14 protein-coding genes, 1 pseudogene and 1 riboswitch are annotated in these 15,610 nt (G+C 69.6%); of the genes and pseudogenes, 9 read left to right on the top strand and 6 right to left on the bottom strand.

What is annotated here, in order from left to right; translation table 11 throughout:
- The 3 genes from ACWIF2_RS25315 to ACWIF2_RS25305 form a co-directional block, all read left to right on the top strand.
- A partial coding sequence (locus ACWIF2_RS25315) for a cytochrome c oxidase subunit I (RefSeq protein ID WP_399906513.1) occupies nt 1–1,121 on the top strand: 1,121 nt, incomplete at its 5' end.
- Nucleotides 1,118–1,516: a cytochrome c oxidase subunit 4 gene (locus ACWIF2_RS25310; RefSeq protein ID WP_454362924.1), complete on the top strand. Its 399-nt coding sequence runs from the start codon at nt 1,118–1,120 to the stop codon at nt 1,514–1,516. The genes ACWIF2_RS25315 and ACWIF2_RS25310, both read left to right, overlap by 4 nt.
- Before the next feature lie 132 nt (nt 1,517–1,648).
- Entirely contained in the window at nt 1,649–2,911 is a 1,263-nt protein-coding gene (locus ACWIF2_RS25305) for an Ig-like domain-containing protein (RefSeq protein WP_454362923.1), read from the top strand.
- Nucleotides 2,912–3,029: 118 nt separating this feature from the next.
- Here the strand turns inward: ACWIF2_RS25305 and ACWIF2_RS25300 are convergent, their stop codons facing one another.
- Nucleotides 3,030–3,431, bottom strand: coding sequence for a hypothetical protein (locus ACWIF2_RS25300; RefSeq protein WP_454362922.1), 402 nt, complete (start codon nt 3,429–3,431; stop codon nt 3,030–3,032).
- Nucleotides 3,432–3,576: 145 nt separating this feature from the next.
- Between ACWIF2_RS25300 and ctaE the strand changes: the two genes are divergently transcribed.
- The 6 genes from ctaE (at nt 3,577) to ACWIF2_RS25270 (ending at nt 10,669) form a co-directional block, all read left to right on the top strand.
- A complete protein-coding gene (gene ctaE, locus ACWIF2_RS25295) occupies nt 3,577–4,197 on the top strand; it encodes an aa3-type cytochrome oxidase subunit III (RefSeq protein WP_184596414.1) in 621 nt (206 codons plus the stop codon).
- Between the two features lie 81 nt (nt 4,198–4,278).
- Nucleotides 4,279–5,091, top strand: a complete 813-nt coding sequence (gene qcrC / locus ACWIF2_RS25290; protein WP_382499239.1) for a cytochrome bc1 complex diheme cytochrome c subunit — start codon at nt 4,279–4,281, stop codon at nt 5,089–5,091.
- Nucleotides 5,088–6,158 (top strand): cytochrome bc1 complex Rieske iron-sulfur subunit, encoded by a 1,071-nt coding sequence (gene qcrA / locus ACWIF2_RS25285; RefSeq protein ID WP_454362921.1) that lies wholly within the window; start codon nt 5,088–5,090, stop codon nt 6,156–6,158. The genes qcrC and qcrA overlap by 4 nt, the downstream gene beginning before the upstream one ends.
- Nucleotides 6,155–7,777, top strand: coding sequence for a cytochrome bc1 complex cytochrome b subunit (gene qcrB, locus ACWIF2_RS25280; protein ID WP_454362920.1), 1,623 nt, complete (start codon nt 6,155–6,157; stop codon nt 7,775–7,777). Before qcrA ends, qcrB begins: the two co-directional genes overlap by 4 nt.
- A 126-nt stretch (nt 7,778–7,903) precedes the next feature.
- The gene (trpD, locus tag ACWIF2_RS25275; protein ID WP_454362919.1) at nt 7,904–8,968 is read left to right on the top strand and encodes an anthranilate phosphoribosyltransferase; all 1,065 of its coding nucleotides are present in this window, start codon (nt 7,904–7,906) and stop codon (nt 8,966–8,968) included.
- 74 nt (nt 8,969–9,042) lie between these two features.
- A riboswitch (SAM riboswitch) is annotated at nt 9,043–9,159 on the top strand.
- Nucleotides 9,160–9,286: 127 nt separating this feature from the next.
- Nucleotides 9,287–10,669: an aminotransferase class V-fold PLP-dependent enzyme gene (locus tag ACWIF2_RS25270; protein WP_454362918.1), complete on the top strand. Its 1,383-nt coding sequence runs from the start codon at nt 9,287–9,289 to the stop codon at nt 10,667–10,669.
- Here ACWIF2_RS25270 and ACWIF2_RS25265 read toward each other — a convergent pair.
- From ACWIF2_RS25265 to ACWIF2_RS25245, 5 genes and pseudogenes are all read right to left on the bottom strand, one after another.
- Nucleotides 10,624–11,817 carry a glycerate kinase gene (locus ACWIF2_RS25265; RefSeq protein WP_454362917.1) on the bottom strand — a complete coding sequence of 398 codons (1,194 nt, stop codon included), beginning with the start codon at nt 11,815–11,817 and terminating at the stop codon, nt 10,624–10,626. The two genes, ACWIF2_RS25270 and ACWIF2_RS25265, sit on opposite strands and share 46 nt — an antisense overlap.
- Before the next feature lie 9 nt (nt 11,818–11,826).
- Nucleotides 11,827–13,242, bottom strand: coding sequence for an SLC13 family permease (locus ACWIF2_RS25260; RefSeq protein ID WP_454362916.1), 1,416 nt, complete (start codon nt 13,240–13,242; stop codon nt 11,827–11,829).
- Between the two features lie 134 nt (nt 13,243–13,376).
- On the bottom strand, nt 13,377–14,036 hold the full coding sequence (locus tag ACWIF2_RS25255) for a response regulator transcription factor (protein WP_215121980.1): 660 nt from the start codon (nt 14,034–14,036) through the stop codon (nt 13,377–13,379).
- Entirely contained in the window at nt 14,033–15,415 is a 1,383-nt protein-coding gene (locus ACWIF2_RS25250; protein ID WP_454362926.1) for an ATP-binding protein, read from the bottom strand. The genes ACWIF2_RS25255 and ACWIF2_RS25250 overlap by 4 nt, the downstream gene beginning before the upstream one ends.
- 55 nt (nt 15,416–15,470) lie before the next feature.
- Nucleotides 15,471–15,610, bottom strand: a pseudogene (locus ACWIF2_RS25245) (small secreted hydrophilic protein); the annotation flags it as partial.

The following is a 15,610-nucleotide window of genomic DNA, read 5'->3' as shown; positions in this document are numbered from 1 at the left end:
CGATGTTCCGCATGCCGATCTTCACCTGGAACGTGCTGCTGACCGGCGTGCTGGTCCTGCTCGCCTTCCCGGTCCTCGCGGCCGCGCTGTTCGCCCTGGAGGCGGACCGCAAGTTCGGCGCCCACATCTTCGACTCCGCCAACGGCGGGGCGTTGCTGTGGCAGCACCTCTTCTGGTTCTTCGGCCATCCAGAGGTGTACATCATCGCCCTGCCGTTCTTCGGCATCATCTCCGAGGTCATTCCGGTCTTCTCCCGTAAGCCGATGTTCGGTTACACGGGTCTGATCGGCGCGACCATCGCGATCGCGGGCCTGTCCGTGACGGTGTGGGCGCACCACATGTACGTCACCGGCGGTGTGCTGCTGCCGTTCTTCTCCTTCATGACCTTCCTGATCGCGGTCCCGACCGGTGTGAAGTTCTTCAACTGGATCGGCACCATGTGGAAGGGCTCGTTGTCCTTCGAGACACCGATGCTCTGGGCGACCGGCTTCCTGATCACCTTCACCTTCGGTGGTCTGACCGGTGTCATCCTGGCCTCGCCGCCGATGGACTTCCACGTCTCCGACTCGTACTTCGTGGTGGCCCACTTCCACTACGTCGTCTTCGGCACCGTGGTGTTCGCGATGTTCTCCGGCTTCCACTTCTGGTGGCCGAAGTGGACCGGCAAGATGCTGGACGAGCGCCTCGGCAAGATCACCTTCTGGACGCTGTTCATCGGCTTCCACGGCACCTTCCTGGTCCAGCACTGGCTGGGCGCCGAGGGCATGCCGCGTCGTTACGCCGACTACCTGGCGGCCGACGGCTTCACCGCGCTGAACACGATCTCGACGATCAGCTCGTTCCTGCTCGGCATGTCGATCCTGCCGTTCTTCTACAACGTGTGGAAGACGGCCAAGTACGGCAAGCCGGTCGAGGTCGACGACCCGTGGGGCTACGGCCGCTCGCTGGAGTGGGCGACGTCCTGCCCGCCGCCGCGGCACAACTTCATCACCATGCCGCGGATCCGCAGCGAATCTCCGGCGTTCGACCTGCACCACCCGGAGATCGCCGCTCTCGACCAGCTCGAGAACGTCGGTCACGGCGAGAAGTCCCTCGCTGGTGGCAAGGAGGCCGGCAAGTGAAGATCCAGGGCAAGATGTTCATGTGGCTGAGCGTCTTCGTGCTCGTCATGGCGGTCGTCTATGGCGTGTGGTCGAAGGAGCCGGCCGGTACCACGGCCCTCTTCCTGGCCTTCGGCCTGTGCATCATGATCGGCTTCTACCTCGGCTTCACGGCCAAGCGGGTCGACGTCGGTGCACAGGACAACAAGGAGGCGGACGTCGCGGACGACGCCGGCGAGGTCGGGTTCTTCAGCCCGCACAGCTGGCAGCCGCTCTCCCTGGCCGTCGGAGGCGCTCTCGCCTTCCTGTCGGTCGCGATCGGCTGGTGGCTGATGTACTTCTCGCTGCCGATCATCCTGGTCGGCATCTGGGGCTGGGTCTTCGAGTACTACCGCGGTGAGAACCGCACCCAGTAACACGCGCCGAGCGTTTCAGGGGCCCGGACACTCCGAGAGGAGCGTCCGGGCCCCTGCTTCTTGCCGCAATACGTGTCACTCGTACGAGTCTCTCGGCGTGCCGGTGTTGACGTGGCTTCCTAGCGTGAGGTCATGAGCCACACAGCGATATTCAGGCCCCGCACCGTCGTCAGTTGCACGCTGCTGGTGATAGCCCTCAGCGCGGGCGTCATCACCGCCTGCGGCTCGGACGGCAACCCGCTCTCCCACCGCCCCTACGACGCGGCGGACCAGATCTCCTTCAACGGCCCCTCCGAGGGCCGTGAGAAGGCCGACCCGGACAAGCCCCTGGAAGTGGTCGCCGAGGACTCCGACGGGCGCATCACGGACGTCACGGCCTACGACGCCGCCGGACGCTATCTGGCGGGCGAACTCGCCGCCGACGGCAGCCGCTGGCACAGCACCGCGCCGCTCGCCGCCAACGCCGGCTACACGGTCCGTGTGAGCACCGAGGACGAGGACGGGGCGCCCGGCCGCAAGGTCGTCACCTTCGACACCGGCAAGCCCACCACCAAGAAGCGCCTGGACGTCACCTTCGGCCCCAAGGCGGGCACCTACGGCGTCGGCCAGCCCGTCACCGCCGAGCTGAGCCGGCCCGTCAAGGACAGGGCCCAGCGGGCCGTCGTCGAACGCGCGCTCAAGGTCTCCTCCATACCCGCGGTGGACGGCGCCTGGCACTGGGTGGACGACAAGAAGCTCCACTACCGCCCGAAGGACTACTGGCCCGCACAGGCCACCGTCCAGGTCCGCAGCAACCTGGAGGGCATCAAGATCGGCGACCGTCTCTGGGGCGGCGGCAAGGCCAAACCGCTGACGTTCAGCACCGCCGACAAGCTCATAGCCGTCACGGACGCCTCGGCCCACCAGATGACGGTCTACAAGAACGACGAGATCATCCGCCAGATACCGGTGACGACGGGTATGCCCGGCTACGACACCCGCAACGGCGTCAAGGTCGTCCTGGCCAAGGAAGGCACCGTCCGCATGACCAGCGCCAGCATCGGCGCCTCGGACTTCTACGACCTGATCGTCCACCACTCCGTCCGGGTCACCAACAGCGGCGAGTACGTCCACGCCGCCCCCTGGTCGGTCGGCTCCCAGGGAGCCGCCAACGTCAGCCACGGCTGCACCGGCATGAGCACCGAGAACGCCGCGTGGTTCTACGACACCGTCCGCGAGGGCGACATCGTCAAGGTCATCAACTCCGGCGGCGACACGATGGCACCCTTCGGCAACGGCTTCGGCGACTGGAACCTCGACTGGCAGAAGTGGCGCACAGGCAGCGCCCTCCTGGGCGGCACCCCGGACGGCCCCACAGCGGCCGACAGAGCCCGCCTACGCCCACAGAGCGTCTAGACGCCCTCAGGGGATCGCCCTCAGGGGCGCGGGGCTGTATCGATATGCGGCTCCGCCGCGTGGGCGCGAACAGCCCCCACGCACCCGCACCCGCCACACAACCGGCAGCCCCGAGCCCTCAGGCGTTCAAAGCCTTCTTCTCCCGCAGCAAAGCAGCCAGCGCGGCCGCGAACTCCACCGGCTCCACCGGCAACGTCACAGCCGACTCCGCACGACTCCAGGTCGCCAGCCACGCATCCTGCGGCCGCCCGATCAGCAACAGCACCGGCGGGCAGTCGAACACCTCGTCCTTGATCTGCCGGCAGACCCCCATGCCCCCCATCGGCACGGCCTCACCGTCCAGCACACAGACATCGATCCCACCCCGGTCCAGCTCCCTGAGCACCGCGTCCGGAGTCGCACACTCCAGGAACTCCACCACAGGGACGTCCGGAGCCGGCCGCCGCCCCGTGGCGAGCCGCACCTGTTCGCGGGTGTTGGAGTCGTCGCTGTAGACCAGCACCGTGGCGGTCGGCTGCATTGTTCCTCCGTGACGTCAGCGTCGTAAGGACAGGCCCGATGGGCGGGATGCTACTCCCTTGAACACCACGTCAACACCGGTACGACAGGCGAAGACACTCCGAACGGCACCCCCCGGAGTGAGGGCGGGATAAGCGACCGACATAATGTCGGTCGTGGCGACAGCAACGACAGCAGAAACCGGGCACGCGCACCCGTCGGTCAACCGGCCGAACCTCACCAGCGTCGGAACCATCATCTGGTTGAGTTCCGAGCTGATGTTCTTCGCGGCCCTCTTCGCGATGTACTTCACCCTGCGATCGGTGACGGGTCCCGATCACTGGAAGGAGATGGCTGCCCATCTCAACTTCCCGTTCTCGGCGACGAACACCACCATCCTGGTGCTCTCCTCCCTCACCTGCCAGCTCGGCGTCTTCGCCGCCGAGCGCGGTGATGTGAAGAAGCTCCGGATGTGGTTCATCGTCACCTTCGTGATGGGTGCGATCTTCATCGGCGGTCAGGTCTTCGAGTACACGGAGCTGGTCAAGGACGCGGGCCTGTCCCTGTCCTCCGACCCGTACGGCTCGGTGTTCTACCTGACCACCGGCTTCCACGGCCTGCACGTGACAGGCGGTCTCATCGCCTTCCTGCTGGTCCTCGGCCGGACCTATGCGGCCAGCAGGTTCACCCATGAGCAGGCGACCGCCGCGATCGTCGTGTCCTACTACTGGCACTTCGTCGATGTCGTCTGGATCGGCCTCTTCGCCACGATCTACATGATCAAGTAGCAGGGCCCGCATCCACGCGTGCTCGACGAAGCGCGCATCCCAGAAGCATCGACGCAGAAGATCCTGACACCGGGGTAATCCGTGAAAAAGCTCTCCGCACGACGACGCCACCCGATGGCGGCGCTCGTCGTCCTACTCCTCGCGCTGGCATGCACCGGGGGGCTGTATGCCGTGTTCGCACCGACGAGCCCGGCGAAGGCCGACGAAACCGCCCAGTCCCTCACCATCGAGGAGGGCAAGAAGCTCTACTCGGTCGGTTGCGCCAGTTGCCACGGCACCGGCGGTCAGGGCACCTCCGACGGGCCGAGCCTGGTGGGTGTGGGCGCCGCGGCCGTCGACTTCCAGGTGGGCACCGGCCGCATGCCGGCCGCCACCTCGCAGGGCCCGCAGGTCCCGGCGAAGAAGAACATCTACTCGCAGGCCGAGATCGACCAGCTCGCGGCGTACATCGCCTCGCTGGGCGCCGGTCCGTCCATCCCGACGGAGGAGCAGTACGGCCCCGAGGGCGCCGACATCGCCGAGGGCGGTGAGCTGTTCCGCACCAACTGCGCGCAGTGCCACAACTTCACCGGCAAGGGCGGCGCGCTGACGCACGGCAAGTACGCGCCGACCCTCGAGGGCGTCTCCGCGAAGCACCTCTACGAGGCCATGCAGACCGGCCCGCAGAACATGCCGTCCTTCCCCGACACCACGCTGTCGGAGGAGAACAAGAAGGACATCATCGCTTACCTCGACGCGGTCAACAGCGACAAGACCGAGAGCCCCGGCGGCCTCGAGCTCGGCGGCCTCGGGCCGGTCAGCGAGGGCCTGTTCGGCTGGATCTTCGGTCTCGGCGGACTGATCGCCGTCGCCGTGTGGGTCGCCGCCCGGACCGCAAAGGCCAAGAAGTCATGAGTAGCCAAGACATTCCAGAAGAGAACCTGCCCGCCGAGCACGCGGGACGTGACGAGCACGGGCACGACGCGGTGAGCGTCCCGGACGACAAGCACCCGTTCGCCGACCCGGGCCTGCCTCCCCACGAGCACCGGATCCAGGACGTCGACGAGCGGGCCGCCAAGCGGTCCGAGCGTTCGGTGGCCCTGCTGTTCACGGTGTCGATGCTGGCCACCGTCGCCTTCATCGCATCGTTCGTGGCGATCCCGGTCGACAAGTCGGTCTTCATCTTCCCGCTGGGTCACATCAGCGCGCTGAACTTCGCGCTGGGCATGACGCTCGGCATCGCGCTGTTCTGCATCGGCGCGGGCGCCGTCCACTGGGCGCGCACCCTGATGTCCGACGTGGAGGTCGCCGACGAGCGGCACGCGATCGCGGCGACGCCCGAGGTCCGCGAGAAGGTCTTCGCGGACTTCAAGCAGGGCGCCAAGGAGTCCGCGCTCGGCCGCCGCAAGCTGATCCGCAACACCATGCTCGGCGCGCTCACGCTGGTGCCGCTCTCCGGTGTCGTGCTGCTGCGCGACCTCGGCCCGCTGCCCGGCACCAAGCTCCGCCACACGCTGTGGTCCAAGGGCAAGCTGCTCGTCAACATGAACACGGACGAGCCGCTGCGTCCCTCGGACGTCGCGGTCGGTTCGCTGACCTTCGCCAAGCCCGAGGGCCTGGAGGAGCACGACCACGAATTCCAGAACGAGATCGCCAAGGCCGCCCTGATGATCGTCCGGATCCAGCCGGAGAACATCAAGGACAAGCGCGAGCTCGAGTGGTCGCACGAGGGCATCGTCGCGTACTCGAAGATCTGCACCCACGTCGGTTGCCCGATCTCCCTGTACGAGCAGCAGACGCACCACGTGCTCTGCCCCTGCCACCAGTCCACCTTCGACCTCTCCGACGGTGCCCGAGTGATCTTCGGTCCGGCCGGTCACGCCCTGCCGCAGCTCCGCATCGGCGTGAACGACGAGGGCTATCTCGAGGCGCTCGGCGACTTCGACGAGCCCGTCGGCCCTGCTTTCTGGGAGCGCGGATGAGCACTGCACAAGAACGCCGCAAGGCACCCGCGGGTGAGCGGGTCGCCGACTGGGCCGACGGCCGCCTGGGGATCTACTCCCTGGCCAAGGCCAACATGCGTAAGATCTTCCCGGACCACTGGTCCTTCATGCTGGGTGAGATCTGCCTCTACAGCTTCATCATCATCATCCTCACGGGTGTGTATCTGACGCTGTTCTTCCACCCGTCGATGAACGAGGTGGAGTACCACGGCAGTTACGTCCCGCTCCAGGGGCAGCTGATGTCGGAGGCGTTCGCCTCCACCCTGGACATCAGCTTCGACGTCCGCGGCGGCCTGCTGATCCGGCAGATCCACCACTGGGCGGCGATCATCTTCCTCGCCGGCATGTTCGTGCACATGATGCGCGTCTTCTTCACCGGCGCGTTCCGCAAGCCGCGCGAGATCAACTGGCTGTTCGGCTTCCTGCTGTTCGTCCTGGGCATGTTCACCGGTTTCACCGGCTACTCGCTCCCGGACGACCTGCTCTCCGGCACCGGTGTCCGCTTCACGCAGGGCGCGATCCTGTCCGTGCCGATCGTGGGCACGTACATCTCGATGTTCCTGTTCGGCGGGGAGTTCCCGGGTACCGACTTCGTCGCCCGGTTCTACTCGATCCACATCCTGCTGCTGCCGGGCATCATGCTCGGGCTCGTGGTCGGCCACCTGATCCTGGTCTTCTACCACAAGCACACCCAGTTCGCGGGTCCCGGACGGACCAACAAGAACGTCGTCGGCATGCCGCTGCTGCCGGTCTACATGGCCAAGGCCGGAGGCTTCTTCTTCCTGGTCTTCGGTGTCATCGCGGCCCTCGCCGGCATCGCGACGGTCAACCCGATCTGGGTCCTGGGCCCCTACCGTCCCGACCAGGTGTCGACCGGTGCCCAGCCCGACTGGTACATGGGCTTCGCAGAGGGTCTGATCCGCGCGATGCCGGGCTGGGAAATCAACTTCTGGGGCCACACGCTGGTCCTGGGCGTGTTCATCCCGCTGGTGCTCTTCGGTGTCTTCCTCGCGATCATCGCCCTCTACCCGTTCATCGAGTCGTGGGTCACCGGGGACAAGCGCGAGCACCACATCCTGGACCGGCCGCGCAACGCCCCGACCCGCACCGGTGTGGGCGTCGCCTGGGTCACCGGCTACATCATCATGCTGATCGGCGGTGGCAACGACATCGTCGCCACGCACTTCCATCTGTCGATCAACTCGGTCACCTGGTTCGTCCGGATCGGGTTCTTCCTCGGACCGGTCATCGCCTTCATCGTCACCAAGCGGATCTGCCTCGGCCTGCAGCGCCGGGACAAGGAGAAGGTGCTGCACGGCCGCGAGTCGGGCATCATCAAGCGCCTGCCGCACGGTGAGTTCATCGAGGTGCACGAGCCGCTCAGCCAGGAGCAGATGTACACGCTCACCGCGCACGAGCAGTACCAGCCGGCCGAGATCGGTCCCACGACCGACGAGAACGGTGTCGAGCGCAAGGTGAAGGGCTCCGAGAAGCTGCGCGCCAAGCTCAGCGAGTCCTACTACGGCGAGGGGGCCCAGATCCCGAAGCCCACCGCCGAGGAGTACCGGGAGATCACGAGCGGCCACGGCCACCACTGATCGCTGCTTCGCCACGCCACGACAGGGGCCCCGTCCGGTGTTCGGACGGGGCCCTTCGCGGTGCCCGGGGCTGGATAGGGTGGGACCACTGCTTTTACGTGACGTACGACGACCCAGGAGCGGCTTATGAGCGCTGTGACCCCCGCTGGAGGCGACACCGCGGCGGGCCGCTCCTGGCCCGCCCTGCTGAACGGCCTGCTGGACCGCCGGGACCTGACCGCCGACGACACCGCCTGGGCGATGGACCTGATCATGCGCGGTGAGGCGACGGACGCGCAGATCGCCGGGTTCGTCGTGGCGCTGCGCGCCAAGGGCGAGACCGTCGAGGAGATCGCCGGATTCGTCCGGGCGATGTACGAGCACGCGAACGTGATCGAGGTGCCGGGCCCGGCCGTCGACATCGTCGGCACGGGCGGCGACGGCGCGAAGACCGTCAACATCTCCACGATGTCGGCCATCGTCATCGCCGGCACCGGCGCGAAGGTCGTCAAGCACGGCAACCGCGCCGCGTCGTCGGCGTCCGGGGCGTCCGACGTCCTGGAGAAGCTCGGCGTCAACCTGGAGCTGCCCACGCACCGGGTGGCCGGGGTCGCCGAGGAGGCCGGGATCACCTTCTGCTTCGCGGCGAAGTTCCACCCCGCGATGCGGCATGCGGGAGCGGCCCGTGGCCAGTTGGGGGTCCGCACGATCTTCAACGTCCTCGGTCCGCTGACCAACCCCGCGAAGGTGCGGGCACAGGCCGTCGGGGTCGCGGACCCGCGCATGGCACCGATCGTCGCGGGCGTCTTCGCCGAGCGCGGCAACTCGTCCCTGGTCTTCCGCGGCGACGACGGCCTGGACGAACTGACCACCACGGCCACGTCCCGGGTGTGGATCGTCCGGGACGGCAAGGTGTCCGAGGAGCCCTTCGACCCGCGCGACGTGGGCCTCGAACTGGTCCCCGTGGAGGCCCTGCGCGGCGCGGACGCCTCCTACAACGCCGAGGTCGCCCGCCGTCTGCTGGAGGGCGAGACCGGGCCGGTCCGCGACGCGGTCGTGCTGAACTCGGCGGCGGCGCTGGTGGCGCTGGAGCCGACACAAGCGCCGCTGGCCGACCAGATCCGAGCCGGGATGGCGAAGGCGGCGGAGTCGATCGACTCGGGGGCGGCGAAGCGGACCCTGGAGCGCTGGGTGGCTGCGAGCAACAAGTAGTGCCTACCGTGCGGCGTCCCGCGATCCGGACTCGGGTTGCGGGGCGCCGATCTTTTCGCGTACGTTCCTGATCAGGTCATGAGTGACAGTCAAACGGCCCCGGCCGACTGTCCGGCAACCCTCCGTCCGTGGCGGGGTGCCCCGGGTGAAGACCAGGCCGCAGGCAGCGAGGTCTGTGGCAAGCGCGGACCCCTCGCGATACCAGGGGTCCTGGTCGTCGAGGAGTCTTCCGTGAGCAAGCGAATGCGATAGGGCCGCAGAGCCCCGCCTCCGCACACCCCTTTTCTCTCACCCCCTGTCTCTCACGGGAGTTCCGCCATGTCTGTCTCCACCGCTGCCGCCGACCAGTCCGTTTGTGCCTCGCTGCCCGTTCTCGGCCGGGATGTCACCGTGCCGCTCGTGACCGGGGGCGAGGTCACCTACGCCGCGCTCGACTACGCCGCCAGCGCCCCGGCGCTCCAGCGCGTCTGGGACGACGTCGCCGCCTACGCCCCGTACTACGGCAGCGTCCACCGCGGTGCCGGGTACCTGTCCCAGCTGTCGACCGATCTCTTCGAGAACGCCCGGCGGACCGTCGCGGAGTTCCTGGACTGCCGGGACGGTGACCAGGTGGTGTTCACCCGGTCCACCACCGACTCCCTGAACCTCCTCGCCGCCGCGCTCCCGGCCGACTGCCAGGTCTTCGTCTTCGAGACCGAGCACCACGCCTCCCTGCTGCCCTGGCGGAACGCCCGGGTCACCTACCTCGACGCCCCGAGCAGCCCGCGCCAGGCCGTCGAGACCCTGGAGCGCGCCCTGGCCGACCGGACTGTGTCGATCGAGGGGGGCTACGGTCCGGCCCTCGTCTGCGTCACCGGCGCCTCGAACGTCACCGGCGAGCTGTGGCCCGTACGGGAGCTCGCGGCGGCCGCGCACGCCCATGGCGCCCGGATCGTGCTGGACGCCGCCCAGCTGGCCCCGCACCACCCGGTGTCCGTCGCGGACCTCGACGTCGACTGGGTCGCCTTCTCCGGGCACAAGCTGTACGCGCCCTTCGGCTCCGGTGTCCTGGCCGGCCGGGCCGACTGGCTGCGTGCGGCGGACCCCTACCTCGCCGGTGGCGGTGCGTCGCGGAAGGTGGCGCGGCGTACGGACGGCGGCGTCGACGTGGAGTGGCACGAGAGCGCCGCCCGGCACGAGGCCGGCTCCCCGAACGTCATCGGCGCCTACTCCATCGCCTCCGCCTGCACGGCGCTCACGGAGGCCGGCTTCGACAACCTGGTCGCGCGCGAGCAGTACCTGATCGAGAAGGTGCGTACGGGCCTCGCCGAGGTGCCGGAGGTCCGGATCCTCTCCCTCTTCGGTGACGACGCCCCGCGCGTCGGCGTCATCTCCTTCGTCGTCGAGGGCTGGAACAGCTCCCACTTCGCCGCCGCCCTCTCCGCCGAGTACGGCATCGGGGTACGGGACGGGCTGTTCTGCGCCCACCCCCTGCTGCGGACCCTGCTGGGCAGCGACCCGCAGACCCAGGGCGAGTGCGGCGCACCGGAGGCGGCTCCCGGCGAGAAGTCCCTCAACGCCATCCGCGTGAGCTTCGGCGCGGGCACGCCCGACGAGCACGTCGAGCGGTTCGTCAGCGCCGTCAAGGAGCTGGTCCAGGACGGCGCGCGGTGGAACTACCGTACGGAGGACGGCCGTTGCGTCCCGGACACCTCCGCGTGAGCCGGTAGCCGGGCGCCCAGCAGGATCATCCGCAGGGCGCGTTCGGTCGCGTCCGTGAGGAGTTCGGAGGCCCGCACCAGGGCCTCCGCCAGGGCCATCGGCGCCGGCAGGATCCCGCTGAACGCGTCCACGCCGGGCACCTCGTGCGCGCCCTCGCCGAGCGTGCCCGCGAGGGCCAGGACCGGGCGGCCGTGGAGCTTGGCCCGGCGGGCCACCTCGGCCGGGACCTTTCCGCGCGGTGTCTGGTGGTCCAGGGCGCCCTCGGCGGTGATGACCAGGTCGGCGCGGGCCAGCCGGGCGTCCAGGTCGAGATGGTCGAGCAGCACGTCGAAGCGGGGGAGGAGCCGGGCGCCGAGGGCGGCGAGGCCGGCTCCCAGACCGCCGGAGGCCCCCGTTCCGGGACCGTGGCGGAGGTTCGTGTCCGGGACGGCGACATCGCGGGTGAGGACGAAGGCCCAGTTCTCCAGGCCGGCAGACAGCTCCTCGACCTGGGCCGGCGTCGCGCCCTTCTGCGGGCCGAAGACCCGGGCGACGCCCCGCTCGCCGCACAGCACGTTGTAGGGGTTGCAGGCCACCAGCAGCTCCACGTCCGCCAGCCGGGAGTCCAGGCCCCGTGGATCGATGCGGTGCAGACGCGTCAACGCGGCTCCTCCGTACGGCAGTTCCTGGTCCTCCTCGTCCAGGAGCCGGGCCCCGAGTGCCTGGAGCGCGCCCGCGCCGCCGTCCGAGGTGCCCGAGTCGCCGCAGCCGACGAGGATCCGCCTGACGCCCAGGTCGAGCGCGGAGCGGATCAGCTCGCCGACGCCGTAGGTGGTGGTGGCGCCCGGGTCGCGCAGGTCGCGCGGGACGAGGGAGAGGCCCGCGACCGCCGCCATCTCCACCACCGCCGTGTCCCCCGAGCCCAGCAGGGCGAAATGGGCGCCGATGGTCTCCCCGACGGGACCGGTGGCGGGCACGGTGACGAGCCGGCCGCCGGTCGCGGCGGCCAGGGCGAGCGCCGTGCCCTCGCCGCCGTCCACCAGCGGAACCAGGTCGATGTCGGCGTCGGGCAGGACACGGCGGACACCGGCGGCGATGGCGTCGGCCGCCGCCTCCGCGGACAGGGACTCCTTGAAGCCGCTGGGGGCTACGACGACACGGGTCAGCATGAGGACTCCTCAACGGGTGACGGACACGCCGAGCAGCGGCCACACCGCGACGGCGAAGAGCAGGACGAGCGCGGCGGTCAGCGGCGCCAGGAACGCGGACAGCCGCAGCAGGTCGCGCGGGGTGTAGGTCGGCGTGCCGGGGATCTGCGCGAAGAGCGTGACCGGCTTGGCCGAGGCGGGCAGGGTGTGGCAGAAGCCCGCGGCTGCGGTGGAGACGAGCGCGGCGGCGACCGGGTTGACCCCGACGCCGACGGCGGCGGCCACCACCAGCGGGACCAGGACCGACGAGCGGGCCGAGCGGGACTGCAGGACCAGGTGGGCCGCCGTACTGACGGCGATCACGATCGCCAGGAACACCACCGGAGCCTCGCTCGTCGGCAGCCCCGAGACCAGCCACTTCGCCGCTCCCGAGTCGGCGAGCGCGACGCCCATCGCCATCGTCGCCGCCATGAACAGCAGCAGCGACCAGGGGACGGTCTTCAGCGCGTCCTTCAGACGGACCGTGCCGAGGGCGGGGGAGGAGGCGATGACGGCGCCGATCAGCGCGACCAGCGCGGGCGGCACCCGGTGCAGCGGCTCACTGCACCACAGCAGCACCACCGTGGCCAGGAGCAGGGCGCAGCGCTTCTCGGCCTGGCTCCAGGGGCCGGTCACCGGCTGCTCGCTGTGTTCCTGGATCTGCTCCGGGGTGATGCTGACCGGGCCGCGGCGGTCCGCCCGCCGGGTCGTCGTCAGCATCACCAGCTCGGCCGCCAGATGGGACGAGGCCACGGCCAGCGGCAGGCCCAGCAGCAGCCACTCCGCGAAGCCGATGTGCTGCCCGGTCGTCTCCCACAGCACCGACACGGTGATCAGATGCGCGCCCGCGCCGATCAGGGTCGCCACCGCCGACAGAAGGATCACGGTCGGAAACAGCAACGCCAGCATCATGACCAGTCGCTTCCGGTCGGCGAGGACCTTGGCGAGGGCGAGGAACACCGGCAGCGCGAGCGCGGCCCGGCCCGAGGTGGCGGGCACCGCGAACGCCGTGACGACCAGGGCGGCCGTCGTCAGGTGCACGAGCTGCCGTACCGTGCGTGCCCCGCTGACCAGGAACACCGCCGCCCGGCCCGCGAGCCCGGTCCGGCTCACCGCGGCCGCCAGCACGAACGCGCAGATCAGCAGCCACACCGTGGCATCGCCGAGCGTGCCGAACAGGGTGTCGCTGCTGATCACCCCGGTCACCGTGAGCGCGAGCCCGGCGCCCAGCGCGATGAAGGTGTCGTCGATCGACGTCCCGATCCAGGCACAGGTCGCGAATACGAACACGGCGAGCGTGAGGCGGGCGTCGCCGCCGAGTCCCGGGAAGTTCGTGGGTACAGCAAGCAGCGCACACAACGACAGCGCCACGCACAAGGCGATGGTGGAGCGCAGATTCAGGGTCACGCCATCGAGGTTCGGCGAGCGCGGTGAGCCGCCCATGAGCCTCACATGAAGGAGCTTTCACATGCCCCAGGGGCGCGGGGAACTGCGCGAACAACCACATCGAACCCGCACCCCGCAACGGCGCCCGAGTGGCACTACGGCACCCGATACCCCATCCCCCGCACCGTCTCCACCCGCTCCGCCCCCAGCTTCTTCCGCAGCGTCCGCACATACACATCCACGATGTTCGACCCCGGATCGAAGTCGTACCCCCACACATGGGACAGGATCTGCTCCCGCGACAGCACCTGCCCGGGATGCCGCAGGAACAGTTCCAGCAGCACGAACTCACGCGCCGTCAGATCGACCGTCCGCTCCCCGGAACGGGCCCGGCGCGTGCGCAGATCGAGGCTCAGGGAGCCCGACCTGAGCACCGTCACCTCCGGCGCCCGCGCCGCCGTACGGAGCCTCAGCCGTACCCGGGCGAGCAGCTCCTCGAAGCGGAACGGCTTGGTCATCCAGTCGTCGGCGCCGCCCTCCAGGCCGGCCACCGTGTCCCGTACGGAGTCCCGCGCGGTCAGCACGATCACCGGTACCGACACCCGTGCCTCGCGCAGCTCCCGCAGGATGGTGAAGCCGTCCCGGCCGGGCAGCCCGATGTCCAGGACGACGAGGTCGAAGCCGCCGGTCAGGGCGTACTCGTAGCCCGCGTCGCCGTCGGTGACGACGGTCGTGGTGAAGCCGTTGGAGCGCAGGCCCTTCTCCACGAAGGAGGCGATGCGTTCCTCGTCCTCGACGATGAGGATGCGGTTCACGAGGGGTCCCCTTCCGGTGCCCGGGGTGCGTGCAGTACGAGGGCGAAGCCGGCGCCGCCGCCGGGTGTGCCGTAGAGCCGTACCCGGCCCCGGTGGCCCTCGGCGATCGCCTTGACGATGGACAGCCCGAGTCCGGCGCCGGAGCCCCGGGTGCCGCGGCGGGCCGTGCCGCGGCGGAAGCGTTCGAAGATCACCTCGGCGTCCTGGGGCTGCACACCGGGCCCGGAGTCGGCGACGTACAGCTCCAGGTCCGGGCCGTCGGTGCGGGAGCCGATGCGGATGGTCTGGCCGGTCGTGGTGTGCTGCACGGCGTTCTGCGCGAGCTGCACCATGGCCTGGGTGATCCGCTGCGGATCCAGCTCGGCCTCCAGGTCGGCGACCCCGTCGAGCCGCCAGTCGCGTTCGCCCAGGGTGCGGGCCTTGACGTAGACGTCGGCGGTGAGTTCGGCGACTTGGACCGGCTCGGGCGTGACGAAGTCGGGGCGTTCGGCCTTGGCGAGCAGCAGCAGGTCCTCGACGATGCGGCTCATCCGGTCCAGCTCGTCGGTGACCAGCCGGACCGTCTCCTCGCGCTCGGCCGGATCGTCGCCCATCAGCTCCAGATGTCCGCGCACGATGGTGATGGGGGTACGCAGTTCGTGTCCCGCGTCGTCGACGAACTCGCGCTGGGCGGCGAAGGCCCGCTCCAGCCGGTCGAGCATGCCGTTGAACGTCTCGGCGAGGGCCGCTATGTCGTCGTTGCCGTGCACCGGGATCCGCCGGGTGAGGCCCTGCTCGGTGAGCTGCGCCGCCGCGGTGCGCACCACCCGCACGGGTTTGAGGATCCGCCCGGCGACCGCCCAGGCGATGCCGACGGTCAGCAGCAGGGCGGCGCCGGAGATGACGAGCAGCGTGCGGAACATGTCGTTCACCCGCGCCCGCTCGCGTTCCGGGTGGAAGGCGACCACGAACGCGGCGTCCGGCGCCCGCCCCTGCCGGGCCACGGTGACCTTGGCCCAGCGGATCTCGCCCTCGGGCCGCCGCAGCACCCCGGAGGACTCGGGCGACTCGAAGACGGCGCGCTTGGCCCGGGGATCCCGGTGCAGGGGCAGGGCGACGGGCAGGTCGTGCCGCTGGCGGATCTGCCGGGGGCCGCCGCCCGCCCGGCCGACCAGGCCGATCAGCTCCTCGTCCGCGTCGGGGTACTGCCGTTCGAGGAACACCGTCAGCAGCCGGCCGGCGTCGCTGAACGGGCGGCCCGTCTGCGGATCCCCGCCCCGTTCCTCGAAGTTGGCGAACTCGCCGGTCTCCTGGGTGAGCAGGCGGTTGATCCGGTTGTCGACGTCCCGCAGCAGGAAGGAGCGGGTGGTCATGGCGACCGAGGCGAGCGCGACGGCCATCACGAGCAGCAGCCAGAGCAGGATGCGGACCCGGGCGGAGACGCGCCGCCGGCCGTCAGTTGTCGTAGCCGGGTCCGTCGTCGCCCGGTCCGTCGTCTCCGTTGCCCTGGCCGCGGTCGTCGTCATCATCGTCACCAGCCGAGCTATCGGTCACCGGAGGCCGTGAGACGACCTCGTCGCCGGGCGTGGATTCAG

The sequence above is a fragment of the Streptomyces sp. NPDC055506 genome (genome assembly GCF_053643595.1).
The sequence above is the reverse complement of the archived record's forward strand: the minus strand, read 5'-3'. Positions and strand labels throughout refer to the sequence as shown.

Coding starts and splice junctions, on each gene's coding strand:
- qcrB (WP_454362920.1), top strand. CDS start 6,155: ATGAGCACTGCACAAGAACGCCGCAAGGCACCCGCGGGTGAGCGGGTC.
- trpD (WP_454362919.1), top strand. CDS start 7,904: ATGAGCGCTGTGACCCCCGCTGGAGGCGACACCGCGGCGGGCCGCTCC.
- ACWIF2_RS25300 (WP_454362922.1), bottom strand. CDS start 3,431: ATGCAGCCGACCGCCACGGTGCTGGTCTACAGCGACGACTCCAACACC.
- qcrA (WP_454362921.1), top strand. CDS start 5,088: ATGAGTAGCCAAGACATTCCAGAAGAGAACCTGCCCGCCGAGCACGCG.
- ACWIF2_RS25250 (WP_454362926.1), bottom strand. CDS start 15,415: ATGGCCGTCGCGCTCGCCTCGGTCGCCATGACCACCCGCTCCTTCCTG.
- ACWIF2_RS25265 (WP_454362917.1), bottom strand. CDS start 11,817: ATGCTGACCCGTGTCGTCGTAGCCCCCAGCGGCTTCAAGGAGTCCCTG.
- ACWIF2_RS25270 (WP_454362918.1), top strand. CDS start 9,287: ATGTCTGTCTCCACCGCTGCCGCCGACCAGTCCGTTTGTGCCTCGCTG.
- ctaE (WP_184596414.1), top strand. CDS start 3,577: ATGTCGGTCGTGGCGACAGCAACGACAGCAGAAACCGGGCACGCGCAC.
- ACWIF2_RS25305 (WP_454362923.1), top strand. CDS start 1,649: ATGAGCCACACAGCGATATTCAGGCCCCGCACCGTCGTCAGTTGCACG.